This is a genomic window from Desulfovibrio diazotrophicus (genome assembly GCF_902498985.2).
GTDB classification, from domain to species: Bacteria; Desulfobacterota; Desulfovibrionia; order Desulfovibrionales; family Desulfovibrionaceae; genus Desulfovibrio; species Desulfovibrio legallii.
The window spans coordinates 784,618-809,910 of record NZ_OX346397.1 but is presented as its reverse complement, the minus strand read 5'-3'; the positions used below and the strand labels follow the sequence as shown (position 1 = coordinate 809,910).

Here is a 25,293-nt window from a genome sequence, read left to right as displayed (position 1 = left end):
GCTAGCCTCCCCCGACAGCCGGGAAATAGGCAACACGGTCACCGTCGCGCATGGGATCGTCCACCTTGTGCTGACGCCCGTTGACCATGACGATTTTGATGTCTTGCAGCGGCAGGCCCAGATGCTGCGCCAGCTGCGCTACGGTGCTGCCTTCCGGCATGCTGACATGCAGCCCGGTTTCCGGCGCATAGTCCGGCACATAATCGCGCAGGGTTGTGCTCAGCTTTACGGTTAAGTGCATAAGGCGCTCCTGTTGTTGGGCGACCGTATCCATACTGCCCGCGCGGGTTCTGGGCCGTCAAGCGGCATCTTTTTTCCGCCGCAACACAAAATATGCCGGGCCGTCCAGCACGGTACGGGGCGGCCCGGCGAACAAAGGCGCTATCGCTCCTTATAGCAGATTCACTTTGAGAATCTGCATTCTCAAAGTTTGCGGCACGCTCATTTTGGCGCTTAACGGCGCAAATAAATTGCGCTTACGCCTCCACAGCGGGCGTCTGCTCACGCAGCCGCCAGGGCATTTCAACTTTGAAATGGCTTAATCCAGTTAAACACCGTTTTGAGCTCTTCGTGGGTGATGTCAAAGGTGGTGTTGTGCGGGGGCAGCTTCTCGTCCATAAAGAATTCGGGCAGGATGTCCGCCGCCTGGGTGATGCCCGCGCGGCGGTTGAAGTCGATTTCTGTGGAGAGCACGCGCTGACCCAGGGTGACCACATCCTCCCCGGTGAGCCGCCAGTCGAACTTGGCGTTAAGCATGTCCACCACGGCGGGCAGGGCGTCCGGCACGTCCAGAATGGCAAAAGCCGTGAACAGGCAGAGGCCCACGGAATCCACGGAGGCGGTGGCCACCTGCAGATTGCGTGAAAGCTCAATCTGCCCTTCCTTTTTGAGGGGATCGACCGTGCCGCCGCTGTTGAGGATATTGGAAGTGACCGCATAACCCGCCGTGTGGTCCGCGCCCATGGGCGTGGTGGCGTAGGTGACGCCCTGGCCCTTGACCGCGCGCGGGTCATAGGCGGGCAGGCTCTGCCCCTTAACCACGGGCACGCGCCGTACGCCGAAGACGCGCCCGGTAGTGGCCGCGCCGCAGCCGATAACGCGGCCCAATGGGGTGCCCTCGCTGATGCCGTTCATGGCATCCAGCACGGCCTTGGCGTCGCCGTAGGGGATGCCCCCCCCGGCCATGGCCACGCCCACGGCCACGCCCACGTCAATGGTGTCCAGGCCGATGTCGTCGCACATGTAGTCATAGCGGGAAATGGCGTCCAGATCGGCAATGCCGGAATGGGGGCCGAAGCACCACAGAGTTTCGTATTCCGGCCATTTGCTTTGGAATTTTCCTTTTTTGTCCGGCAGAATGCCGCTGCAGCGGATCATGCAGCCGCTCATGCAGCCGTGGGCCACCACGCCTTCGCCGCCGCGCTCTTTGGTAATTTTGTTCATATATTCGCCGGAAACGGCCTCGTGCTTGTCAAACTGCCCCACTGTAAAGTTGGCCGTGGGCAGGCCCCCGGCCTCGTGCAGGATATTGACCAGCACGGCGGTGCCGTATTCCGCCAGACCTTTGCTGGTAATGGGGTGCTCCGCCAGGGCTTTGGCAAAGCGTTTGGAGGCCTCGCGAAAGGCTTTGGCGTCGGCAAGGGGCTGGCTTTTGCCGCCCTCTGGGTTCACGATGATGGCCTTGAGGCCCTTGGAGCCCATAACCGCGCCCACGCCGCCGCGTCCTGCATGGCGCATGGGGCGCAGCTCCCGGTCGGTGCAGGCGATGGAGGCCGCCGTCAGCCTGAATTCGCCCGCGCGGCCGATGGTGATGTAGCTGCATTCCTTGCCGTGCTTTTCCACCAGCTTTTCCACAGCGGCAAAGTTGTTCAGGCCGGCAACCTCGGCTGGAATGAGCCTGGCGCGGTCCTTGCCCACCTCCAGCTGCCACCAGGAGCCTTCCTCGGCCATGTTTTCCACAATAACGGCCAGAATGCCCAGGCGCGCCAGATGGCCGCCGGGCTGCCCGCCGGCGTTGGATTCCTTGATGCCCTCGGTAAGGGGGCTTTTACAGCCAACGGAAAGGCGGTTGGTGTTAGGGCTGTTGGTAGCGCCCAGCAGGCCGGGCGCAAAGACCAGCTTGTTGTGCGGGCCAATGGGGGTGCAGGTGGGCGGTACCTCGCGCGCGACAATGGTGGATGTCAGCGCGCGGCCGCCAAGGCCGGCATATTCCTGGGGAATTTCTTCAAAAGCACAGGTCTTGGTCGCCATATTGACGCGCAGAAAACGGAACATGGAGCCTCCTTGCCAGGCCGCATAGGGTACGCCTGTACGTGTTTTCCCTTCTGTACCCTGTGGGGAAAAAGGAGCGCAACTCCGCACAAAAATTGTCTCGCTTTTCTGTTGCAGACGGCAAAGGATTGGAAAAAAGAGGGCTGTTTTGCAAAAACTTGTTCTATTCCAGATGGGTAGGGTAGCTTTGTGCTGTGGGGCTGCAGCGATGGTATTGCCTGGTCGTTCAGTCAGTCTCGTCCCAGGCGGTCCCAAGGCGTATTTCCCGCGCCTCCAGGGCACGCAGCAGGGCCGCGTCGTGGGTGGCGCAGACCACCGTGACGCCCTGGGCCGCACAGCTTGCCACGGCCGCCGCCATGGCCCGCGCGCTGGCCGCGTCCACATTGGATGTGGGCTCGTCCAGTAGCAGCACCTTGGGCCGCAGGGCCAGGCGGGCGGCCAGGGCCACGCGCTGGCGTTCGCCGCCGGAAAGCTCGTGCGGGCCGCGCCCGGCAAGGGCCCAGGGGTCTGCAAAGCCTGCCGCCCGCATGCACTGCGCGTAGATCTGCCGCAGGTTCCCTGTCTGGCGGCGCAGCCGCAGGCCCAGCAGTACGTTGGAGAGAACGCTCATTCGCAGCAGATACGGTTCCTGCAGCAGAAGAGTGACTTCCTTTCGCCCGGCCGCGCCGCCGTGGTAGCGCAGGGTTCCGGCCACGGGGCGCTCCAGAAAGGCCAGCAGGCGCAGGAGCGTGGATTTGCCGCAACCGTTGGGGCCGGTGAGGGCCGTCACCGCGCCCTGCGGAATGGCCAGCCGCGGCAGACGCAGCGCCTCGCGGCCTTCATAGCGCTGCACAAGGTCGCGTCCTTCATAGATTGCGGCTGTCATACGCGGCTCCTGCGGCGGAAAAAGGCGAGCGCCAGGTTAACGAAAAAAGCCATGAGCAGCAGCACCAGCCCCAGGGCAATGCCCTGGGCAAAATCCCCCTTGCTTGTTTCCAGCGCAATGGCCGTGGTCATGGTGCGGGTGGCATAGCGGATGTTGCCCCCCAGCATCATGGCCACGCCCACTTCGGTGATGACGCGGCCGAAGGCGGTAATGCAGACCATGCCCACGGCGTAGCGGCATTCCCAGAGGGAGCAGAGGGCCAGCTGGCGGCCATCGGCCCCCAGGGTCAGGAGGGTCTCGCGGCAGCGCGGGTCCAGATCCTCCACGGCCTGCGCCGTCCAGGAAACCACAATGGGCAGGGCCAGCACGGCCTGACCTATGGCCATGCCCCGCAGGGTGAACAGCAGGCCGTAAGCGCCCAAGGGGCCGCGCGCGGTAATAAGGGTATAGATCAGCAGACCGATGAGCACCGTGGGAAAGGCCAGCAGGGTATCGGAAGCAAGCCGCAGCGCACGTCGGCCCGGAAAGGCGCAGTAGCCCAGCAGAAAGCCCAGGGGCAGCCCCAGCAGCAAGGCCGCCGCCATGGCCAGACAGGTGGAGGCCAGTGTGGCCTCAATGGCCGAAAAAGTGGCCGCGTCCATCCGCGTCAGCAGGTGCAGGGCGCTCTGAAAGCCGTTGATAAGGTAGTCCATAGTGGCCGCCGGTGCTTTCTGAGGGAGTTCGGAATGCAGACAGGGCCTGGCCCCCGCGCCTTCGGCCCTGTCTGTTCCGCACTGTGCGGCTTTATTGGCCTGCGTTGGGGAAGAAGAGCTGCTTGCCCTTCAATTTGTAGGCGGCGATTTTTTGCTGGGTGGACGGTGCTGCCCACCAATCTTCAAATTTTTTGGCCAGATCTTTTCTGACCTTGGGGCATTGGGCGGGGTTGACGGTTATCACGCTGTACTGGTTGAAGAGGGCCTTATCGCCTTCCACCACAATGGTCAGGGGGTTTGTGTCGCCTGTCCTTTCAGCGAAGGAAATCCACGTCCCGCGGTCCGTAAGGGCGTAGGCGCGCCTTTCTGCAGCCATGTTCAGTGTGGCCATCATGCCCTGCCCGGCGGAGATGTAGTGGGGCTCCGCATCAGGGGCAAGATTGCACTGTTGCCAAAGCCTTTGCTCGGCCTTGTGCGTGCCGGACTGGTCGCCGCGGCTTACAAAATTTGCCTTGGCGGCAAAGATGCGCTGGAGCGCCGCGTCAGCGGAGCGGCCTTTAACGTCCGCCGGATCGGCAAGGGGGCCCACGATGATAAAGTCGTTGTACATGACCTGCCGCCGGTCAATGCCGTGGCCTGCCGCAACAAAGGCCTTTTCTGCCGCGGGGGCGTGCACCAGCAGCACGTCGGCGTCGCAGTTTTTGGCTATTTCCAGGGCCTTGCCGGTGCCCACGGCCACCCATTTAAGGTCGATGCCGGTTTCCTTTCTGAAGTCTGGTTCAAGGTATTCCAGCAGGCCGGAATCCTGGGTGCTGGTGGTAGTGGCCATCATGAGGCTTTCCGCGGCCTGGGCCGCCGGGGCGAAGGTCAGAACCACGGCGGCGCAGACTGCGGCGCTGAAGCGTGCCGGAGAGAACATGCGTGCGACTCCTGTTGTAAGGGCAAGTTTGCCTGTAGAGCGTTGTGCGCGACAATGTTCACGGTATCATGAAAAAGCGGGATAGAAAAGCCAGGCGGGGGCTGTCCGTCGGCACGGCTTGCTGCGGGGTGGGGCTAACCCTTGCGGGGCAGGGCGGCGGTTCAGTCGTCCAGAAGGCGGACAGCGGCGGAGGAGAAGTAGGCGCAGACCTTGCCGCCCTCGCGCAGCCGCGCCTGGGTAAGAGCGGCGGTTTCCAGCGTGGCGCGCAAGGTGGTGCCGTCCGCAAGGCCGATGCAGGCAAAACTTTCCACCAGGTCGGAATGCAGGCTTTCCACCACGCCTTTGAGGCAGTTGGCAAGGCTCAGGGGGGTTCTTTCCGGGGTGAGGGCGATGCGTTCCGGATCGACGCGGGCGCTCAGAACCTGGTTTTCGTGCACTTCCAGAAGTGCCGCCTCTTCCGGGGTGCAGGCGGCAAGCAGACGCAGATCGGAAAAAGTGGTGATCTCCACCTGCACCTTGCGCATGCCGACGGCCATACGGCTGACAATGCCCCAGAAGAGGTTGGCGCCATCGTCCGCCTCGCCGCCGCAGGCGGCGTTCCGGCGTTGGGCCTGGGCGCTCAGAACCTGTCGGGCCGCGCCGCCGGAAAAATTCAGAAAGGCCAGCAGCTGCTCCGCGTCCTGCTGTCCCAGAAATTTGAGCACCAGCGGCATGGGCACGTGCAGCTCCAGCAGCTCAAGGCCACGGGAATAGCGGATGGCGCGCGGGCCTACGGCATTGGCCGGCAGGCCCATGCGGCTGCCCACCGCATAAAGTTTTTTGCGCAAAAAGCTCTGGTCCAGCTGCAAAAAATCCGGCTCGGCCGCCTGGGGCAGGCTGAGGATGCGCCGGATGTTGCGCATGGCGCTCACCGGCAGCAGGATTTCCCTGGCGTTGGAGCCCGGCACGCGGAGCACGCCCGTAATGGTGTCAATGGCGGCGCGGGGAACAATCTGCAGCGCTTCGCCCAGGCGGAGGCCGCCGTAGCGCATGAGCAGAAAGGCCAAGTGCAGCCGTGCCCGCAGGAGCTTCTGGGTGCGGGTGACGGCCTCGGCCTCCCACTGTTCCCAGCACAGGGTCAGGCCTTCAAGCTCTTGGCGTGTAAGATGGCGTTGCATGGTGCGATGGCGTCCGGCGCAAGGAGCGGCTGTGGGCCGCGGATTTTTCAGGTCGGCGCGCCCGCGGCGGGAGTGCGGCGGCGGCGCGCCGCGCGGGCAGCCGGAGCGCAAGGGGTCAGTCCGCGGCCGTTTCCGGGGCGTCCACAGCGGCGTCCATATCCACCGTGGGGCCGATGCCGCCGGCGGCAAAGGCCGTGAGCAGCCGGTTGGTCATTTCCTGGTCGTAGCGGGCGTCGCCGGCCAGCTCTTTGGCGGCGGCCAGGATGTCCTTGCCCTGGCCGTAGGGGCGGTCGCAGATCATGGCGGAAAAGGAATCCGCAATGGCCGTGATGCGGCCCACCCGGCTGATCTGCGCGCCCTTGAGGTGTTGCGGATAGCCGGAGCCGTCCAGGCGTTCGTGGTGCTCAAAGCAGGCCCGCACCAGCTCCTCGAAGGCTACGTCCATCTTCTGCATGAGTTTGATGCCCACCAGGGGGTGCGGCAGAATTTTTTCCCGTTCCTCCGTCTTGAGGGGGCCGGATTTGTTGGTCAGGAAGGCGGGCACCTTGAGCATGCCCACATCGTGCAGCAAGAAGGCAAGGGCCATGCGGTCCAGGTCGCGGCGGCGGATTTCGCCCGTGCCTTGCAGCCACAGCCAGAGGCCCACAATCATGGTGTTGATGGCGTGGCGCGGCTGGGAATATTTGCGGAACAGCCGCCGCATAAAGATAGTGCAGCGGTGGCGGTCGTTCCAGAGGTATTCCGTTACCACCATGACGTCGCGGTACAGAGGCTCAAAGACCAGCTTGACCGGCTGTTCCGCAAATTGCCCGTAGCGCAGGAGCAGAGCGCGGATGCAGATGTCGGCGATTTCCGCTTCCTTGAGGTTCTGATCCTGCAGCACCAGGTCCAGCTGCTTGACGATATGGCGCGAGTAGATGGGGTGGTCGGAGCGGGAAACAAAAAGATTGCCCTCGGCGCAGAGGGCGGCCACCTCGTCCACCTGCTCGTTGCTGAGCCGCACGCCCTTTTTGCAGTAGGGGGCCAGCACGCTGATGTCCTCGCGAAAGCTGAACAGATCTACCGGCGGACGGTATTTGGGAAAGCTGGAGAGGATTTCTCCACTAATCTGGTAGTATTCCTCATTGATGTTCTGAGGGATGGGCCGGCTTTCCCTAATATTCTGGGCCATAGGTTATTTCCAGTAGATTTTCACGAGGTTGGTGCCGCGCGGCGTGGCTGAAGAGCCCTTGACCTGCCCGGCGGTGATCACGGCGCAATCGTTGGGGGCGAATTCCGGGCTGTTGTGGATGAAGTTCTCCGCCCGGATCAGGTGGCTGGGTTCTTCTTCAGGGTTTTCCACAAAAACGGGTTCCACGCCCCAGACAAAGTTGAGGGCCTTGACCGTAACCGGGTCCGGGGTCAGGGCGTAGATGGGCTGCGAGGGGCGCCTGGCCGAAACCTGCCGGGCTGAGCTGCCTGAAAGGCTGTGGGAAACCAGAGCCCTGGCCCCGGCCTTGTCTGCCAGCAGGCAGGCGGAATAGGCCAGAAATTCCGGAATGCCCTTGTCCGCGTCCGGTTCCTCCAGCTTGCGGTTGAGCAGCAGCAGGCTTTCGGCCTCGTCGGTAATGCGGCGCATGTAACGCACGGTCTCCACCGGAAAGTTGCCCATGGCCGTTTCTTCCGAAAGCATGACGCAGTCCGCGCCGTCCAGCACGGCATTGGCCACGTCTGTGGTTTCCGCGCGGGTGGGGGCGGGGCTGTTGACCATGGAAAGCAGCATCTGCGTGGCCACGATGACGGGCTTGGAGGCCTTGTTGCAGGCGCTGATGATGCGCTTTTGCAGGGCCGGCAGGTGGGGCAGGGGGCACTCTACCCCCAGGTCGCCGCGGGCCACCATGACCACATCCGTTTCGCGCAGAATGGCGTCCAGATTGTCCACGGCACTCTGCCGCTCCAGCTTGACCACCACAGGCACGCACTTGCCGGCGGCGGCAATAAGCTCCTTGGCCTCCCGCACGTCGTCGGCGGTCTGCACGTAGGAAACGGCCACGGCGTCCACGCCCAGTTTGAGGCCATCGGCCAAGTCTTTTTTGTCTTTTTCCGTCAGGGCGCGCACCTTGGTGGCCTTGCCGGGCAGGGCCAGCCCTTTGCGGGAGGTCACAAGCCCTGCGTTTTCCGCTTCCAGTTCCACCAGGCCGTCGGCGCGCCGTTCCCGCACCGCAAACTGCAGGCCGCCGTCGGCCAGCACCATGCGGTCGCCGGGTTCCAGACTTTCCAGAATGACGTCGTGGTCAAAAGGCAGATAGGGGGTTTCGGCTACCCGTTTGTCCGTGGGGCCCAGCAGCAGGCGCATGCCCTTGCTCACGCTGATGGTTTTTTCGGGCAGAAGGCCCAGGCGGATTTTGGGGCCGGAAAGATCCTGCATAATGGTGATGGGCCGCGCCAGCGTGCGCTCCACCGCACGGATGCGGTCAATAATGGCCACGAAGTCCGCCGCGCCGCCGTGGGAAAAATTGAGGCGGAACACGCTGACTCCGGCTTCGGCCAGAGCCAGAAGTTTTTCACTGCTGTTGGAGGCGGGGCCAATGGTGGCGACGATCTTGGTTTTCATGGTTTGTTCCCGAACATGCCTTGCTGAAGCCGCTTGGGCGGGCCATGCCATTGCCCCATAACATCTGTGCTGGCGGAGTCCCCAAGCCTTGGGCGTGGCGTGTTCTTTATGGTTAAACGCCACGGGACGGCATGCTGCATTCTGCCGGCTCTGTTCTGCATAAAACGTCCCGTTTACTGAACTGTTGCCGCTTTTACCGCCATTGTCAAGGTATTTAGCCTGCCGGGGCAAGCCGTCGGTATGGTGGCAAAGCCCGCTTGACACCCTCGGAGCCTTGGGGCATAAGTGGAAAAAAGTGGTAAAAAGTAGTAAAAAAGTGGTAAGACGGTGCACAAACTCTTCAAAAAAAGCCTTTCCCGCAGCCTGGACCCCAAGGGCCGGCTTATGCTCCCGCCGGAGTACAGGGAAGGACTTTGCGCCGAAGGCGGCAACGGCACCTTCTGGCTCACCGCTTTTTACGGTCGTCTGGTGGCCTACCTTCCGGAGGACTGGGAAGCCGTTACCACGCAGTTGAGCAGCATCGCCCTGCCGTCGCCCCGGCTGGCCCACTTCAAAACCAAGGTCATGGGCCTTGCGCAGGAACTGACGCCCGATGCCCAGGGCCGGGTGCGTATCCCCCAGGCGCTCATGCATGAAGTGGGGCTTGAGAAAGACGTCATGCTGGTGGGGATGCTCAGCAAGTTTGAAATCTGGGATCTGGCCCGCTTCAACGCCCTGAGTATTGAGGACGTTTCGGCCGAACTGGCCGCCAGCGGCCTGAACATCAGCCTGTAAACGCGGGCGGGGAGGGGGCCACGCTTCCCGCAGGCCCTGCAACCTCGCGTCGCTCACAGGATACGGTCATGCAAGAGTCTTTGTCGTCAGAGCAAAATCCGGCCCGGCACGTGCCGGTGCTGCCGACCCAGGTGCTGGAGGCTTTGGCCCCGCGCCCCGGCGGGCGGTATCTGGATGGCACTCTGGGCCTGGGCGGCCACGCTGCCGCCGTGCTTGCGGCGGCCCCTGCCGTGGAGCTCTGCGGTCTGGACCGTGACGCGGAAGCCCTGGAACTGGCCCGGCAGCGGCTGGCGCCCTTCGGCGACAGGGCGCATTTTTTTCACTGCCAGTATAGTGAATTTGCACAGGCTTTGGACCAACTGGGTTGGGACAGGATAGACGGCGCGCTGCTGGACATCGGCGTTTCGTCCCTGCAGCTGGATGAGCCCGAGCGGGGCTTCAGCTTCCACGGCGACGGGCCGCTGGACATGCGCATGGACCCGCAGCCGGGCCTGCCTTCGGCCTGGCACTGGGTCAACCGCGAAAGTTTCGCCCGCCTCAAGGAATGCATCGCCACCCTGGGTGAAGAACCCCAGGCCGGGCGTATTGCCCGCGTCATTGTGGAGGCCCGTCAGAAAGCCAGCATCGACACGACTGCCGAACTGGCTGCCCTGGTGGAAAAAGCCTATCCCGCCGCCTGGCGGGCCAGGGCCCGGCGGCACCCGGCCACCCGCACCTTTCAGGCCTTGCGTATGGCTGTCAACGACGAGTTGGGCGAACTGCGCCGCTTTCTGGATGGCATCCTTTCCCGGCTTTCTCTGGGCGGCAGGCTGGCTGTCATCACCTTCCATTCCCTGGAAGACCGTATGGTCAAACAGGCCATGCGCCACTGGGCCGAGGGCTGCCGGTGCCCCCGGCATGTGCCCGTCTGTGTTTGTCGACATGTGCCCGAAGTGCGTCTGTTGCATAAAAAGCCTCTCCAGGCCGATGCGGAGGAGCTGGCCCGTAACCCGCGCGCCAGCAGCGCCAAGCTGCGAGCTGTGGAAAAAATCGCCGAGGCCGTGTCGTGAAGCGGGCCGCAGCGGCGCGGCAAACCGGCGGCAGGGGTTGGCTGCTGGTTCTGGTGCTGGGGCTTTTATCCTGCATGATTATGGGACTGGTGCTGGTGTGGAGCAACATCGAGCGCATGGATACCACCTATTTCATCAACATCGCGCAGAATACCCAGCGTGAGCGCGAGGCCCTGCGGGCCAAGCTGGAAGTGGAGCGCGAACGCCTGCTTTCGCCCTATGAACTGCGTCGCCGGGCCGAAGAGTTCGGCATGCACGAACCCAAGCCGGGGCAGATCCGGCGGCTGGAGCTGCGCTGAGTCCCGGCCTTGTCCGGGCTAAAAGGTCTATTTTTCAGGACGCCCGCCGGGCGTCGGAGCAGGAACCGACATGTTCAAACTCAGATCCCGCAAAAACAACAGGTCAGAAGCCGACCAGCGCAAAAAGACCACTTCCCGGCCCAACCGTCACGTTACGTCCGAACGCGAACGCGCGTCCTGGGCGCGCAACGTGGACTGGGGCCGGGCCCGCATTCGCCTGGTGGTGGGCGTCTTCTGTCTGTTGTGGGTGGGGCTGTGGAGCCGGGCCTGGTACCTGCAGATGATTGAGGGGCCGCGCCTGGCGGAACGCGCCCGTCGGCAGCATATGGCTTCCGAACTGGTCACAGGCCGGCGGGGTATGATTTATGACCGCAACGGGCAGGTGCTGGCGCGCAGTGTAGAGGCCCGTTCAGTCTATGCCCGACCGCAGGACATTGAAGACTTTCAGGCCATGGCCATCAAACTGGGGCCCATCCTGGGGCAGGATCCGCAAAAGCTCTATGCGGAGCTGTCGCAGACCAAGCGCCGCTTTGTCTGGCTGCGCCGCAAGGTGGACGACTACACCGCCGAGGCCGTACGCAAGGCCAATATTCCCGGCATAGGCCTGAGCAAGGAATACGACCGTATCTATCCCTTCAAGCATATGGCCGGGCAGCTGCTGGGCTTTGTCGGCCTGGACGACAAGGGTCTGGAAGGTCTTGAACGCACGCTGGACGACCGCCTGGGCTGCGTGCCCACCAGGCAGATCGTGCAGCGCGACGCCATGGGCCGACGGTTTTATCTGCACGAAGAAGGGCAGAGTGAGCCCGTGGGGCAGGACGTGACCCTGACCATTGACGTGCAGATGCAGTTTATTGTGGAGGAAGCCGTGGCCCGCGCTGTGCGCGACTTTGACGCCCGCTGGGGCGGCGCGCTGGTGGTGGACGTGCCCTCAGGCGAGATTATGGCCTGGGCCCAGTACCCCTTTTTTAACCCCAACACCTATAAGGAAGCGAGTCCGCTCATCTACCGCAACCGCCTGGCGGCGGATGCTCTGGAACCGGGCTCAACCTTCAAACCCTTTGTCATGGCCGCGGCCCTGCAGGAGCACAAGGTCACCCCCAATACGCTCATTGACTGCGAAGGCGGCAAATGGGTGAATAAAAACTTCACCATCCGGGACACCTCTCGTCAGGGCATCCTGCCGGCCACCAAGGTGCTGCGCTATTCCTCCAATATTGGTATGGCAAAGATCGGCCTTTCCTTGGGTGCGCCAACTTTTTACAAGTATCTGCATGCATTGGGGTTTGGTCAGCACACGGGCGTGCCCGTGGCCGACAGCAGGGGCATTCTACGTCAGCCGCGAGACTGGAGTGAAGTGGACGTGCTGGCCACATCCTTTGGGCAGAGCATTTCCGTCACCGGGCTGCAGATGGCGCAGGCCTATCTGACTCTGCTCAACAACGGCGTATTCAAGCCCCTGCGTCTTACCCGCGACGACGGCGGGGTGGTGGAGGCGCACACGCGCGTCTATGCCGAAACTGCCGTGCGTCAGGTCATGCACATGATGCGCGATGTGGTGGAAGAAAAGGACGGTACGGGCAAGCGCGCCCGCGTGGACGGCCTGCTGGTGGCCGGAAAAACCGGCACGGCTCAGAAGGCCGACCACCGCTCCGGCACGTATGGCAGCAAGCGGCTGGCCTCCTTTGTGGGGTTTTTCCCGGCGGACAAGCCGCGCTACCTTATTCTGGTCATGGTGGACGAGCCCAGCCGCAACCAGTACGGCGGCGTAGTGGCTGCGCCGGTATTTAAGGAAATTGCTTCCCGCACCGTAACCTATACGGGCATGCTGGCCTCCACGTCGGCCGACGAAGCTGCCGATAAACCTAAGGCCGCCGCGGCTCAGGGCCGGGGCCGCAGCCTCAAACTTGCGGGCCTGGAGACGCCCTTCAGCCCTGCCGCGCGCAATGCCGTGCCTGCTCGGCCCGAAACGGGCATGCGTCTGCCTGGTCATCTGGCCAAGGCCGGCAGCCGCGTGCCGGACGTCATGGGCAAAACCGTGCGCAACGCCGTAGAGCTGTTTGCCCGCGCGGGCGTGGTGCCCGAACTCAAAGGCAGCGGCAGCCGTGTGGTCAAGCAGAGCCCCCTGCCGGGTACGGCCTGGCCCGAAGATGACCGTGGGGCGGAATATATCCTCTGGCTTTCAGAGCGGTAGATTTTGGAGTGTTGCGCGTTTTCCTGACGGCGCGGCAGCGCGCGGTTGTGGGTTGCCAGAGGCCGCGTCCGTCAGGTTTTTTCAGGGCAATTCCGTTTTGCAGCTGCCCTGACGGATCTGCGCAAGCGAGGTCTGCCACGGAGGCGGGCCACGCAGTTAAGCGCCGGAGTGGCTGCGTAAAATTTTGAGAATGCGCATTCTCAAAAGTATAGTGCTGTTGGAGCGGGCCGCCTCCACCGCAGTTGCGGGCGCGGGATCGGCTGCGGTTACAAAGGAGAAAAACGGGTATGGAACGGGATTTTGCGGCCTTGCTGGAACAGTGCCGACGCGGCGGCGTGGAAGTGCGCGCGGATTCGCGTCAGGTCGGGCCCGGAGACGTCTTCGTGGCCGTGCCCGGCGCGAGCGAGGACGGCGCGCGTTTTATTTCCGCAGCCGTGGCGGCGGGCGCGGCTACTGTGGTCTGCCGGCCCGATGCGGCCGCTGCCGTATCCGGGGGCTGCGCTGTGGTGGCCCATCCTGACCCGCGCGAGGCCCTTTGGCGGTTGGCTCAGGCCCGCTGGCACACCGATGCGCTGGCGCTGAAGATCCTGGGCGTCACCGGCACCAATGGCAAGACCACCTGCGCCTATCTGCTGGAACGGCTGTTCAGCGAAGCCGGGCACAAAGTGGGCGTTATGGGCACCGTTAACTACCGCTGGCCCGGCCACACGGAACCAGCCCCGCTGACTACGCCCGACCCCCTGCATGTGCACGCCATGCTGGCGCAGATGGCCGCTGCCGGGGCGGACGTGGCTGTGATGGAGGCCTCCTCCCACGCCATAGAGCAGCAGCGCGTGGACGGCGTGCCTTTTGCCGGGGCCATTTTTACCAACCTGACCCAGGATCATCTGGACTACCACAGGGACATGGAGAGCTACTTTAAGGCCAAGGCCCGGCTTTTCCTTGAATTACCCCGTGCGGACAAGGCTGTGGCCGTCAATGCCGACGACCCCTGGGGACGGCGGTTGCTGGAGCTCTGTCCCGACGCGCTTTCTTTTGGCCTGCAGAAGGGCGGGCCGCAGCGGCGGCATCTGTGGGGAGAGCTGCTCTCCGCCGGCACTGACGGCTGTCATCTGCGCATGCGCCTGGGCAAGCACGCCTGGGAGCTGCATTCGCCGCTGGTGGGGGCTTTCAACGCCTCCAACCTGTTGGCCGTACAGGCCCTGGCCCTGGATATGGGGCTGGAACCGGAGACCTTTACGGCCTTGGAACATTTTACGGGCGTCTGCGGTCGGCTGGAGCGCGTGCCCAATCCCCAAGGGCTGCACGTCTTTGTGGACTATGCCCACACGCCGGATGCGCTGGTCAACGTGCTCAAGGCTCTGCGCGAGGCGGGCTTTGCGCGCATTGTCACTGTGTTCGGCTGCGGCGGCAACCGCGACCGCACCAAGCGGCCGCTTATGGGCGAGGCCGTGGCCCGCTGGTCCGACGTGGCTGTGCTGACGTCGGACAATCCGCGCTTTGAGGAGCCGGAAGCCATTCTTGCCGACGTGCTGCCCGGTCTGAAAACCGCCCGGCAAGTGCTGGTGGAGGTGGACCGGCGCACGGCCACGGCCAGGGCGCTGGACCTGCTGGGCAAGGACGACGCCTTGCTTATTGCAGGTAAAGGGCATGAGGATTATCAGATCGTCAAGGGAATAAAGCACCACTACAGTGACCAGGAAGTGGTGCGGGAGTTGCTGCATTGCGCCTGAGTTACGCGGAAATAGCAGCCCATCTGGGCTTGCCCGGCAGCAGGGACGACCGTCTGCTGACCACTGCAGTGACGGACAGCCGCGAGGCCTGCCCCGGCGCACTCTTTGTCTGCGTGCCCGGCAGCCGCGTGGATGGTCACGATTTTGCCGCAGCGGCCGTGGAGCGGGGCGCAGGCGCGGTGCTGGCGCAGCGGCCTTTGCCGCCTGTGGGCGCGCCTGTGCTGCTGGTGCCGGATACGGTGACGGCCCTGGGGCGCATTGCCGCGCTGTGGCGTTCCAAAACCCGGGCCAGGGTAGTGGGCATCACGGGCACGGCGGGCAAAACCACGCTCAAGGAAGTGCTGGCGCAGGTGTTGGCCGTGCGCGGTCGGACGGCCCGCAACGCCCTGAACCACAACAACCAGATCGGCATGCCCCGCGCCATGCTGGCCACGGACGGGCAGGAAGATTTTTGGGTGCTGGAGGCGGGCATCAGCCACGCCGGCGACATGGATGCTCTGGGCTCGGTGCTGCGTCCTGATCTGGGGCTGGTTCTCAACGCGGGCGCGGGCCATACGGAGGGCCTGGGCGCAAAGGGCGTGGCCTGGCACAAGGCGCGCCTGCTGCAGTATCTGGCTTCCGGAGGCTTGGGCCTTATTTGCGCCGACTATCCCGATCTGGTGCGCGAAGCCAGCGCATACGACGCGGACGTGCGTCTGTTCAGCGCCACAGGACGACGCGCGGACTTCGCGGCCGCCTATCTGGGCCCGGCGCCTCTTTCAGGCGCAGCGGTTGCGGACGGCGCGGAGAATCCGCCGCCAATCGTGGAACAGGGGCTTTTTCGGGTGCGGCTTGAAGGGGTAACGTTCACGCTGGCCGCGCCCTTTCGCGGGGCCTACGGCGCGGAAAACGTGGCTGCCGTGGCCGCAGCAGCGCACGTGCTGGGGCTGAGCATGGAGGAAATCGCCCAGGGCTTGGGGCGGGCCGTGTTACCCGCACAACGCCTGGCCCGCCAGCGCCTGGCAGGCTGGCTGCTGCTGGACGATACCTACAACGCCAACCCCTTGTCCATGCAGCGCATGCTGGAAGCGGCCGCCGGACAGGCTGTGGGTGCGCCCCTGGTGGCGGTGTTGGGCGAAATGCTGGAACTGGGCGCACAGGCCGCGCCCTGCCATGAAGTCCTGGGGCGGCAACTGGCTGCTCTGGGCCCGGCGGCCGTGTTCTGGAAGGGAGGACAGGCAGAGGCCGTGCACGCGGGCCTGCAGCGGGGCGGTTATGGTGGCCCTTGGCTGCCCGTGGCGGACGCGGCAGATTTTGCGACAACCTGGGAAAAAACGGCGGGCCGGCTGCCCGGCGGCGTCGTATTGTTCAAGGGTTCGCGCGGCAACCGGCTGGAGCTGTTGCTGGCGGCCTTGCGGGAGCGGCTTGGGCGGTCGGAGGCCGCGCGGCCGGAATAGTGAGCGTAGCGGCCTCGGCAAGCGTTTGCTCCTGAGAACGGGCGTTTCTCAGTTCTGGCAACGCTCTGGGGCAAACCAACGGAACGGACAGGCATGTTTTATAATTTTTTGGTGCCCTTTTCTGCGGACTACACCTTCCTCAACGTGTTCCGCTACATCAGTTTCCGTTCCATGGCCGCGCTCATCACGGCCCTGGTCTTCTCCATTCTGGTGGGGCCGCGCTTTATTGCCTGGCTCCGGCGGGTCAAGTGCGGGCAGTATATCCTTGAGGATGTGGCGGCCCACGCTTCCAAAGCGGGCACGCCCACTATGGGCGGCCTGCTCATGCTGGCGAGTCTTGCGCTCAGCCTGCTGTTCTGGGCCGATCTCTCCAACGCCTACGTCTGGCAGGCCTTCCTGGTCTTTGTGGGCTTTGGGGCCGTGGGCTTCTGGGATGATATGACCAAGCTCCGCCACCACGAAAACCGGGGCATTTCCGGCAAGGCCAAGATGGCCGGGCAACTGGTGGTGGCCTGCGCAGCCATGCTGCTGCTCTATGCCAATCCGGACTACAGCAGCAAGCTCACGGTACCGTTTTTCAAGGAAGTGACCGTGGACCTGGGCTGGATGTACCTGCCCTTCGGCATTTTTGTCATGGTGGCCGCATCCAACGCCGTGAATCTTACGGACGGGCTGGACGGACTGGCCATCGGACCTTCCATCGTAGCCTGCCTGGTTTTCTCCATTTTCATTTACATCACGGGCAACGCGCGCTTTTCCAGTTATCTGCTGGTGCCCTACATGCCGGGCGTGGGTGAGGTGACCGTGTTCTGCGCCGCACTGGTGGGCGCGGGGCTGGGTTTTTTATGGTTCAACGCCTATCCCGCCCAGGTTTTTATGGGCGACGTGGGCTCGCTTTCCATGGGTGGGGTGCTGGGCTATCTGGCCCTGCTCTGCAAGCAGGAACTGGTGCTGGCGGTGGTGGGCGGTTTGTTTGTGGCCGAGACTCTTTCGGTCATCCTGCAGGTGAGTTACTTTCGCTGGACAGGCGGCAAGCGCATCTTTCGCATGGCGCCGCTGCACCACCATTTTGAACTCAAGGGCGTGCCGGAATCAAAAATCATCATCCGCTTCTGGATTACGTCCATCCTGTTGGGGCTCATGGCTCTTTCAGTCCTGAAACTGCGCTGAGGAGACGGCTTATGGCGTTGGAAAAAGCACGGGGCAGACGCATCAATGCCGGAGAACTGGCAGTGGTGGTGGGCGCGGGCCGGTCCGGCCTGGCGGCGGCGCGGCTGTTGCGACGCGAAGGCGTGCGCGTGCGGCTTCTGGACAGCAACCCCAAGGCCTTCGCGGGCCGGGAAGCCCTGGCCGAAGATCTGCGCGCCCTGGGCGTGGAGCTGCTCTTGGGCGAGCACAAGCCGGAGATGTTCGCTCAGGCGGCTTTTGTGGTGCCCAGCCCCGGCATGCCCGCCGTGCGCCTACAGGGACTGGTGGATACGGAGACTTCTGAAATTCTGGCCGAAATGGAACTGGCCTGGCGCTGCCTGAGCGACGAGCCCGTACTGGCCGTTACCGGCACCAGCGGCAAAACCACCACGGCTTCCCTGGCGGCGGCCATGCTGCACGAGCAAGGCTATGCGGTCTTTCTGGGCGGCAATATCGGCACGCCCCTTTCGGAATATGTGCTGGCCGGAACCAGGGCCGACGTGCTGGTGCTGGAGGTATCCAGCTTTCAGCTTCAGACCTGCACGACGTTCTGCCCCCGGGCGGGCATCCTGCTCAACATTACGCCCAATCATCTGGACTACCATAAGGATATGGAAGAATACATTACGGCCAAGTTCCGCCTGTTCCGCTGTCAGGACGAGGGCGATCTGGCCGTGCTGGGGGCGGACCTGCGCCCCCTGGCCGAACGTTATGCGCTCAAGGCCCGCACGGTTTTTGTGGACGCCACGGAGCGCTTTCCCCACAGTCGGCTCATGGGGCGGCACAACCGCATCAACGAGGAGGCGGCCTGGCAGGCCTGCCGACTGTTCGGCGTGCGCGAAGAGAGCGCGGCCCGCGCCGTGGCCCGCTTTGCGCCGCTGCCGCACCGCCTGGAGCGGGTGCGCGAACTGCGTGGCGTGCTGTATGTCAATGATTCCAAATGCACCACGGTATCGGCCCTGCAAGTGGCGCTGGAGGCTTTTGACCGGCCTGTGCGCCTGCTTTGCGGCGGCAAGTTCAAAGGCGGCGATTTGGCGGCCCTCTCCGCGCTGGTGCGGGAAAAAGTCAAAGAAGTTGTGCTGTTCGGCGCAAGTCGTGAGCATTTTGAAAAGGCCTGGCAAGGGGTCGTGCCCCTGAGCTGGCACCCGACCCTGGAGCCGGCCGTGCGCTTTGCGAGCGCCGACGCGCAGCCGGGCGAGGTGGTGCTGCTGGCCCCGGCCACATCCAGTTATGATCTTTACCGCAACTATGAAGAGCGCGGCGACGATTTTAAACGTCTGGTGGGGTTGTTGGCATGAAAAACGTCTTTACGGCCAAAACCGTAAAAAAATCGGGTGAGAGCCCTCTGGCACGCGCCATGAATGGGGCGACGAACGCAGCGCCCTTTGACTGGTGGCTGTTCGCTCTCATGCTGGTTATTCTGGCCATTGGTCTGGTCATGGTACTTTCGGCCAGCGGCATTGTGGCCGAACAGGTCAACGGCGACAAATACTATTTTTTCAAGCGTCAGATCTTCTTTGCCCTGGCGGGCGGGGCGGCCCTCTGGGGCGCGGCCCTTATGCCGCGGCAGTGGCTTTACCATCTGCAGTATCCCGCACTTTTTGTGGCGTTATTGCTCCTGCTGGTGACGCTCTCGCCGCTGACCCCGGCCATCAACGGCGCCAAGCGCTGGATTCCGCTGGGGCCTGTTTCCGTGCAGCCCATGGAATTCGTCAAAATTGCTTTGGCCCTGTATCTGGCCTACTTCATGAGCTCCAAGCAGGATCTGATCAAGACCTTCAGCCGGGGCGTCATCCCGCCCTTTGCGGTCACAGGCCTGTTCTGTTTTCTGCTGCTGCTCCAGCCGGACTTCGGCAGCGCCGTGGTGTTGGCCTGCCTGCTTTTCTTTATGTGTGTGGCGGGTGGCACCCGCTTTATCTACCTGTTCTTTTCCGTAGCCCTGGCCTGCGCGGGCGCCATGGCCCTGGCCATTTCCTCCCCCTATCGGCTGCGGCGGCTGCTGGCCTTTCTCGATCCTTTTCAGGACGCCCACAATACGGGCTACCAGTTGGTGCAGTCCTTGCTGGCCATCGGTTCCGGCAGCTTCTTCGGCGTGGGGGTGGGGGCCAGCAAGCAGAAGATGTTCTATCTGCCGGAGGCCCACAACGACTTTATCATGGCCGTGCTGGCTGAAGAACTGGGCTTTGTGGGCGTGAGCGTAGTCATGATTCTGTTCGCCCTCTTGTTCTGGCGCTGCTACAAAATCATCATGGGCCAGCAGAATCTGCGCGACCGCTTCACCGCTTTCGGCATTACCACCATTCTGGTCATGGGCGCGGTGCTCAATCTGGCCGTGGTCATGGGCGTGGCCCCGCCCAAGGGCGTGCCCATGCCGCTCATGAGCTACGGCGGCAGTAACCTGGTGGCCACCATGCTTTGTGTGGGGCTGCTCATGAACTTTTCAAGGACGGCGGAACCGTGGACAGCATCCTCCTGACCACCGGCGGCACCGGCGGGCACATCTTTCCGGCTCTGGCCGTGGCGGAAGAACTGCGGCGGCGCAACCCGGACGTGCGGCTGCTCTTTGTGGGTTCGCAGTACGGCCCGGAAGAGCGTCTGGCCCGTCTGGCGGACGTGCCTTTTGCGGGTCTGCCCGTGCGCGGATTCCTGGGGCGCGGGCTGCGGGCCGTGGGCGCGGCCGGTCGCATGACGCTGGCCGTGGGCAAAGCGCTCAAGCTGGTGCGGCGGTTTGACCCCCAGGCCGTGGCAGGTTTTGGCGGCTACGCGGCCTTTGCGCCCATGCTGGCCGCGCGGCTGCTGGGCGTGCCCGGTCTGCTGCACGAACAGAACGCCGTAGCCGGCATGAGCAACCGCCTGCTGGCCCGCCTGGCGCGCAAGGTCTGCCTTTCCCTGCCCAATACGGAAGGTTTTGACCCGAAAAAATGCGTGCTCACCGGCAACCCCGTGCGGGCCGCTGTGAGCGCCGTGGGCGGACTTTCTCGCGAGCGGCGCACGCGTCGCCTGCTGGTTATGGGCGGTTCGCAGGGCGCGCACGCCCTCAACGCCTTTATGGTGGAGCACCTGGCCGCCTTTCGCGGTGGGGGGGTGGAAATCCGCCATCAGACCGGCGAGGCCGACGCGGGCTGGGTGCGCGCGGCTTATGTGGCTGCGGGCTACGCGCCGGAAAGCGTGGCGGCTTTTATTGACGACATGGCCGCAGCCTATGCCTGGGCCGATGTGGCGCTGTGCCGGGCCGGAGCCAGCACCGTGGCTGAACTCTGCGCCGCTGGTCTGCCTGCAGTGCTGGTGCCCTTTCCCCACGCCATCCACGACCACCAGACCCGCAACGCCACGGTGCTGGCCCGCTGCGGCGCGGCGGAACTGGTGCCCGAAAGCCGTATGGTGGTGCAGCACATGGACGAAACCTTGCTGCGCCTGCTGAGCATGCCCGGCGAACGCGCCCCCATGGCCGCTGCGGCTCTTGCCGCAGCCCGCCCGGACGCCGCCGCACGGGTGGCTGATATCTTGGAAACCATCGTTAAAACCCGCGCCTGAGCGCCGTGCAATATGCCGAACCCCGATGAGGCAGCTTTAACCGCCCAATGTATCTAGACTTTTTTTAAAGGATTTTTTACATGAACAACAAAATCAAACGCATCCACATGGTGGGCATCGGCGGCGCGGGCATGAGCGGCATTGCGGAAGTGCTGCTTAACCAGGGGTACGCGGTCACGGGGTCGGATATGGCCGATTCTGCCGTGGTGCGCCATCTGCGGGATCTGGGCGCGCACATCGCTCTGGGCCACGCGGCGGAAAATATCGGCGATGTGCAGGTGCTGGTTAAATCCACGGCCATCAGTGAGGACAACCCGGAACTGGTGGAGGCCCGTCGGCGCAATATCGCCATTATCCCCCGTGCGGAAATGCTGGCCGAGCTCATGCGCCTGCGGCAGGGCGTGGCCATTGCCGGCACCCACGGCAAAACCACCACCACCTCGCTCACGGCCTCCATTTTCGATACCGCCGGGCTGGATCCCACGGTGATCATCGGCGGTCGGCTCAATGTTTACGGCACCAACGCCCACCTGGGCCACGGCGACTACCTTATTGCCGAGGCGGACGAATCCGACGGCTCTTTTTTGTGCCTGTTGCCCATTATCAATGTGGTCACCAATGTGGATGAAGACCATCTGGACCACTATAAAACCCGCGAGCACCTCAACGCGGCCTTTGTGCAGTTCATGAACCAGGTGCCGTTTTACGGCCTTAATGTTGTCTGCGGCGACGATCCCGGCGTGCGGGCCCTGCTGCCCCAGGTCAAGCGCCCGGTGCTGACCTACGGTTTTGCCGAAGAAAACGCCCTGCGCGCCGTGCCCCTGGAAAGCGGACGCACCAATCATTTTGAGGTCTGGCGCGACAGCCGCAAACTGGGCGAAATCAATCTGCCCCAGCCAGGGCGGCACAACATGCTCAACGCCTTGGGCGCCATCGGCGCGGCTATGGCTGCCGACATCAGCTTTACGGACTGCACGCGCGGCCTGAACGGCTTTGGCGGCGTGGGGCGGCGTTTTGAATTCAAAGGCGAGCGGGGTGGCGTTACCGTGGTGGACGACTACGGCCACCACCCGGCGGAAATTGCGGCTACCCTGGCTACGGCCCGGCAGGTTTTTCCTGGTCGACGTCTGGTGGCGGCGTTTCAGCCTCACCGTTTTACGCGCACCCAAGCCCACTTTGGCGAATTCTGTAAAGTTTTCGATGCCGTGGATTTGCTGCTGTTGACAGAAATTTATCCCGCTTCGGAAAAACCCATCCCCGGCGTTTCGGGCCAGAGTCTGGCTCAAGGCATCCGGCAGGTTTCCACTACGCCGGTGGAGTATTTTCAGACCCTGGACGCCATGACTGTGGCTTTGCCCACGCTGCTCAGGCCCGGTGACGTCCTGCTCACGCTGGGCGCGGGCAGCATTACCCGCCTGGGCCCGGCCTGGCTGGAGGCGCAAGAGCATGCGTGAAACCCCTGCCCCCTGGCTTGCCCCGCGCACTACCTTGCGCGTGGGCGGCACGGCCCTGGCCGAAATAGTGCTGGAGCGTCTTGAGGACGTGCCCCTGCTGGGCGAGCGTCTGCGCGCTCTGGGCGGCACGCCGTTGGTGCTGGGGGCGGGCAGCAACATCTTGGCCCAGGACGGCGAACTGCCCCTGGTACTGGTGCGGCCGCAACTCACGCACGGGCCGGAAATTGTGGGTGAGGCCGGGGGTAAGGTGCTGGTGCGGGCCGGGGCGGGCGTGCCCTTGCCGCGCCTCTTGCGTTTCTGCGCCGTCCACGGCCTAAGTGGCCTGGAGGGCCTTGTGGGCATACCGGGCAGCGTGGGCGGGGCCATTGCCATGAACGCCGGGGCGCATGGCGTGGAGACGTGCGAAAAAATAATAAAAATACAAGCTGTTATCAATGGAACAGTGCGTACAGTCAACGTACATGGACTACAGTATGGCTATCGGCATCTGTGCATTGCAGGCAGTAACGATGATTTTATTGTCTTGGAAGGCACATTTGGCTTGACCAGAGCGGCCAGGGATGGCATCAGTAATTGCATGCGTCACAACTTTCTTAAGAAAAAGTCTAAACAACCTGTGACGGCCTGGAGCGCGGGCTGTGTGTTCAAAAATCCCGCGCCGGATATGTCCGCTGGCAAACTTTTGGAACAGGCGGGCTTTAAAGGAAAAAAACTGGGCGGCATGGCCTTTTCCAGCCTGCATGCCAACTTTCTGATCAATGAGGGCGAAGGCAGCGCCACGGCGGCCCTTTCCCTGCTGCGGGAAGCGCGGGAGGCCGTGCTGCGGCGTTGCGGCATCCTGCTGGAGCCCGAGGTCAGGATAACGCCATGCCTCTTGCCCTGAAGAAAAGTGGTCGCAAGGCCCGCAACGCCTATACCCGTGCGGCTGTTTCGGGCAAAAAAGGGCGCAGGGCGCAGCGTTCTGTCATGCCGGCCCCCTTGCGCGCCTTGGGCGCGCGTTTGCGGGGGCTGCGGGGGCTGAAGAGCCTGGCGGCCCTCACCGCCCTGTTGTTGGGGCTGGGTCTGGTGCTGGCCGGCGTATGTCTTGCTTCCCTGTGGCTGTACAACGCGGCGATTACCAGTGATTTTTTCACCACCCGCCATGTGGACGTGACCGGCAATGTACGGCTTTCCCGGCAGATGGTGTTGCAGTATGGCGGCATACGCGAAGGGGGCAACAGCCTTTCCGTAAGCATTTCCAAAGTGGAACGTAACCTGCGGCAGACCCCCTGGGTGGCGGAAGTATCGGTTAAACGTCTTTTGCCGGACAGGTTTGTCATAAAAATTAAAGAGCGTTTGCCCTCATTCTGGGTGCACAAGAACGGTGTACTTTACTATGCCAACGAGCGCGGTGAAATCATCGCCCCGGTGGAAAGTGAAAACTTCCTTTCCTTGCCCACCCTGCGGGTGGAGCCGGGAGCTGAGGACGATATCCCGTATCTGGAGCGGATTTTGCGGGATATGCGCAAGGGCGCGCTGCCCGTGGAGGCCGGGGCCATTGCCACGGTGACCCTGAGTCCCGGCAGGGGAGTGGAACTCTACCTGGAGGACCGGGAACTGCGCCTCTCTCTGGCTACGGACGACTGGGACGGCAACTTGGCCCGTCTGGGCATGGCTCTGGGCGATCTGGCCCGTCGGCGGGACCTGCGCAACGTGCGCGAAGTGCGCGCCGTCAACGGGAGCGTATGGGTACTGCTCAACCAGCCGGCCTGATGCGGTTTGCCGCCGCAGGGGCAGGACAGGCGATACAACAGAGGACGTACATACGTCGGCGCAGTGCGGGCCAGTTCCGCAAACCTCCGGCGCAATCCATATAGCATAGCAAGGTGTTTCAGGAGTATGGCATGAACAAGTCCGAGCTCATCGTTGGCCTCGATATCGGCACGACCAAGATCTGCGCGGTGGTCGGGGAACTTACTGAGTCGGGTCTCGTCGACGTGGTGGGCATCGGCACCAGTGTTTCCACTGGGTTGCGCAAGGGCGTAGTGGTCAATATTGAGCAGACCGTTCAGTCCATCCGCAAGGCGGTGGAGGACGCGGAGCTTATGGCCGGCTGCGAAATTCATTCGGTCTATGTGGGCATTGCCGGCAGCCACATCATGGGCATCAACAGCCATGGGGTCATTGCCGTGAAAGGCGGCGAGGTGGCGCAACGCGATGTGGAACGCGCCCTGGACGCGGCCCGCGCCGTGGCCATCCCTGCCGACCGTGAAGTTATCCACATTCTGCCGCAGGAGTACATTGTGGACAACCAGCGCGGCATTGCCGACCCCTTGGGCATGGCCGGCGTGCGCCTGGAAGTGAAAGTGCACATTGTCACCGGGGCCGTGTCTTCCGCACAGAATATTGTACGCTCCTGCCACCGCAGTCAGCTGGAAGTTTCAGACATCGCCTTGGAATCTCTGGCCTCGGCGCAGGCCGTGCTCACCGAAGAGGAGCGCGAAATAGGCGTGGCCCTGGTGGATTTGGGGGGCGGCACCACAGACATCGCCGTCTTCGCCAACGACGCCATAAAGCACACGGCCGTGCTGGCCTTGGGCGGGCAGAACCTCTCCAACGACATCGCCTTTGGCCTGCGTACGCCTGTGGCCTCGGCTGAAAAAATCAAGCTCAAATACGGCTGCGCCCTGGCAGACCTGGTGCGCCACGACGAGTTTATTGAAGTCCCCAGCGTGGGCGGGCGCGATCCGCGCCGCCTGTCGCGTCAGGTGCTCGCCGAAATCTGCGAACCGCGCATGGAGGAAATCCTCTATCTGGTGGACCAGACTCTGGTCCGCTCCGGCTATAAGGATATGATCGGCGCGGGCGTGGTGCTCACCGGCGGCACGGCGCTTATGGAGGGCTGCCAGGAACTGGGTGAGCAGATCTTCAATCTGCCCACGCGTATCGGCTACCCACGCAATGTGGGCGGCCTGAAGGACGTGGTTAACAGCCCCAAATTTTCTACAGCCGTAGGGCTGTTGCGCTACGGTGCGGAAAAAGAGCTTTCCGGTCAGAAAAAATTTACCACACGGAGCGAGAGCGGCGTTTTCGACGGCGTGCTCGTACGCATGAAAAAGTGGTTTGCGGACATTTCCTAACAAACAAACCTCAAGC

Annotated in this window: 22 protein-coding genes; 14 read left to right on the top strand and 8 right to left on the bottom strand. The window is 63.3% G+C overall.

Going from position 1 to position 25,293, the window contains the following annotated elements; genetic code table 11:
- Position 1 precedes the first annotated feature (1 nt).
- The 8 genes from J7I12_RS03535 to pyk form a co-directional block, all read right to left on the bottom strand.
- Positions 2-241, bottom strand: a complete 240-nt coding sequence (locus J7I12_RS03535) for a MoaD/ThiS family protein (RefSeq protein WP_092153340.1) — start codon at positions 239-241, stop codon at positions 2-4.
- 281 nt (positions 242-522) lie between these two features.
- Complete coding sequence (locus tag J7I12_RS03530; RefSeq protein ID WP_092153341.1) at positions 523-2,274, bottom strand: aldehyde ferredoxin oxidoreductase C-terminal domain-containing protein; 1,752 nt, start codon at positions 2,272-2,274, stop codon at positions 523-525.
- 223 nt (positions 2,275-2,497) lie between these two features.
- Positions 2,498-3,136 (bottom strand): ATP-binding cassette domain-containing protein, encoded by a 639-nt coding sequence (locus J7I12_RS03525; protein ID WP_092153342.1) that lies wholly within the window; start codon positions 3,134-3,136, stop codon positions 2,498-2,500.
- Entirely contained in the window at positions 3,133-3,828 is a 696-nt protein-coding gene (locus J7I12_RS03520; protein ID WP_208360855.1) for an ABC transporter permease, read from the bottom strand. Before J7I12_RS03520 ends, J7I12_RS03525 begins: the two co-directional genes overlap by 4 nt.
- 91 nt (positions 3,829-3,919) lie before the next feature.
- Positions 3,920-4,747 (bottom strand): ABC transporter substrate-binding protein, encoded by an 828-nt coding sequence (locus J7I12_RS03515; protein WP_092153344.1) that lies wholly within the window; start codon positions 4,745-4,747, stop codon positions 3,920-3,922.
- A 161-nt stretch (positions 4,748-4,908) separates the two neighbouring features.
- Positions 4,909-5,904, bottom strand: coding sequence for a transporter (locus J7I12_RS03510; protein ID WP_092153345.1), 996 nt, complete (start codon positions 5,902-5,904; stop codon positions 4,909-4,911).
- A gap of 115 nt (positions 5,905-6,019) precedes the next feature.
- Entirely contained in the window at positions 6,020-7,075 is a 1,056-nt protein-coding gene (locus J7I12_RS03505) for an HD-GYP domain-containing protein (protein ID WP_208360856.1), read from the bottom strand.
- Positions 7,076-7,078: 3 nt separating this feature from the next.
- Positions 7,079-8,497: a pyruvate kinase gene (gene pyk / locus J7I12_RS03500; RefSeq protein ID WP_208360858.1), complete on the bottom strand. Its 1,419-nt coding sequence runs from the start codon at positions 8,495-8,497 to the stop codon at positions 7,079-7,081.
- Positions 8,498-8,824: 327 nt separating this feature from the next.
- Between pyk and J7I12_RS03495 the strand changes: the two genes are divergently transcribed.
- The 14 genes from J7I12_RS03495 to ftsA all read left to right on the top strand — a co-directional run bounded on the left by J7I12_RS03495 (position 8,825) and on the right by ftsA (position 25,277).
- Positions 8,825-9,271 (top strand): division/cell wall cluster transcriptional repressor MraZ, encoded by a 447-nt coding sequence (locus J7I12_RS03495; protein ID WP_118229014.1) that lies wholly within the window; start codon positions 8,825-8,827, stop codon positions 9,269-9,271.
- 68 nt (positions 9,272-9,339) lie between these two features.
- Positions 9,340-10,320, top strand: a complete 981-nt coding sequence (gene rsmH / locus J7I12_RS03490; protein WP_130957698.1) for a 16S rRNA (cytosine(1402)-N(4))-methyltransferase RsmH — start codon at positions 9,340-9,342, stop codon at positions 10,318-10,320.
- Positions 10,321-10,394: 74 nt separating this feature from the next.
- Complete coding sequence (locus J7I12_RS03485) at positions 10,395-10,619, top strand: hypothetical protein (RefSeq protein ID WP_165450857.1); 225 nt, start codon at positions 10,395-10,397, stop codon at positions 10,617-10,619.
- Positions 10,620-10,689: 70 nt separating this feature from the next.
- Positions 10,690-12,813, top strand: a complete 2,124-nt coding sequence (locus tag J7I12_RS03480) for a penicillin-binding transpeptidase domain-containing protein (protein ID WP_130957699.1) — start codon at positions 10,690-10,692, stop codon at positions 12,811-12,813.
- A 287-nt stretch (positions 12,814-13,100) separates the two neighbouring features.
- Complete coding sequence (locus J7I12_RS03475) at positions 13,101-14,546, top strand: UDP-N-acetylmuramoyl-L-alanyl-D-glutamate--2,6-diaminopimelate ligase (RefSeq protein ID WP_118229010.1); 1,446 nt, start codon at positions 13,101-13,103, stop codon at positions 14,544-14,546.
- Positions 14,537-15,982, top strand: a complete 1,446-nt coding sequence (locus J7I12_RS03470) for a UDP-N-acetylmuramoyl-tripeptide--D-alanyl-D-alanine ligase (RefSeq protein ID WP_236031450.1) — start codon at positions 14,537-14,539, stop codon at positions 15,980-15,982. The genes J7I12_RS03475 and J7I12_RS03470 overlap by 10 nt, the downstream gene beginning before the upstream one ends.
- 93 nt (positions 15,983-16,075) lie before the next feature.
- Complete coding sequence (gene mraY / locus J7I12_RS03465) at positions 16,076-17,152, top strand: phospho-N-acetylmuramoyl-pentapeptide-transferase (RefSeq protein WP_118229009.1); 1,077 nt, start codon at positions 16,076-16,078, stop codon at positions 17,150-17,152.
- An 11-nt stretch (positions 17,153-17,163) separates the two neighbouring features.
- Positions 17,164-18,468 carry a UDP-N-acetylmuramoyl-L-alanine--D-glutamate ligase gene (gene murD / locus J7I12_RS03460; RefSeq protein WP_208360860.1) on the top strand — a complete coding sequence of 435 codons (1,305 nt, stop codon included), beginning with the start codon at positions 17,164-17,166 and terminating at the stop codon, positions 18,466-18,468.
- Positions 18,465-19,646 carry a putative lipid II flippase FtsW gene (gene ftsW / locus J7I12_RS03455; protein WP_118229007.1) on the top strand — a complete coding sequence of 394 codons (1,182 nt, stop codon included), beginning with the start codon at positions 18,465-18,467 and terminating at the stop codon, positions 19,644-19,646. Before murD ends, ftsW begins: the two co-directional genes overlap by 4 nt.
- A complete protein-coding gene (gene murG / locus J7I12_RS03450; protein ID WP_118229006.1) occupies positions 19,628-20,704 on the top strand; it encodes an undecaprenyldiphospho-muramoylpentapeptide beta-N-acetylglucosaminyltransferase in 1,077 nt (358 codons plus the stop codon). The genes ftsW and murG overlap by 19 nt, the downstream gene beginning before the upstream one ends.
- Positions 20,705-20,784: 80 nt before the next feature.
- Positions 20,785-22,158, top strand: coding sequence for a UDP-N-acetylmuramate--L-alanine ligase (gene murC, locus J7I12_RS03445; RefSeq protein WP_208360862.1), 1,374 nt, complete (start codon positions 20,785-20,787; stop codon positions 22,156-22,158).
- Positions 22,151-23,041: a UDP-N-acetylmuramate dehydrogenase gene (gene murB, locus J7I12_RS03440; RefSeq protein WP_208360864.1), complete on the top strand. Its 891-nt coding sequence runs from the start codon at positions 22,151-22,153 to the stop codon at positions 23,039-23,041. Before murC ends, murB begins: the two co-directional genes overlap by 8 nt.
- Positions 23,026-23,910 (top strand): cell division protein FtsQ/DivIB, encoded by an 885-nt coding sequence (locus J7I12_RS03435; RefSeq protein ID WP_118229003.1) that lies wholly within the window; start codon positions 23,026-23,028, stop codon positions 23,908-23,910. The genes murB and J7I12_RS03435 overlap by 16 nt, the downstream gene beginning before the upstream one ends.
- A 131-nt stretch (positions 23,911-24,041) precedes the next feature.
- On the top strand, positions 24,042-25,277 hold the full coding sequence (gene ftsA, locus J7I12_RS03430; protein ID WP_118229002.1) for a cell division protein FtsA: 1,236 nt from the start codon (positions 24,042-24,044) through the stop codon (positions 25,275-25,277).
- Positions 25,278-25,293 lie beyond the last annotated feature (16 nt).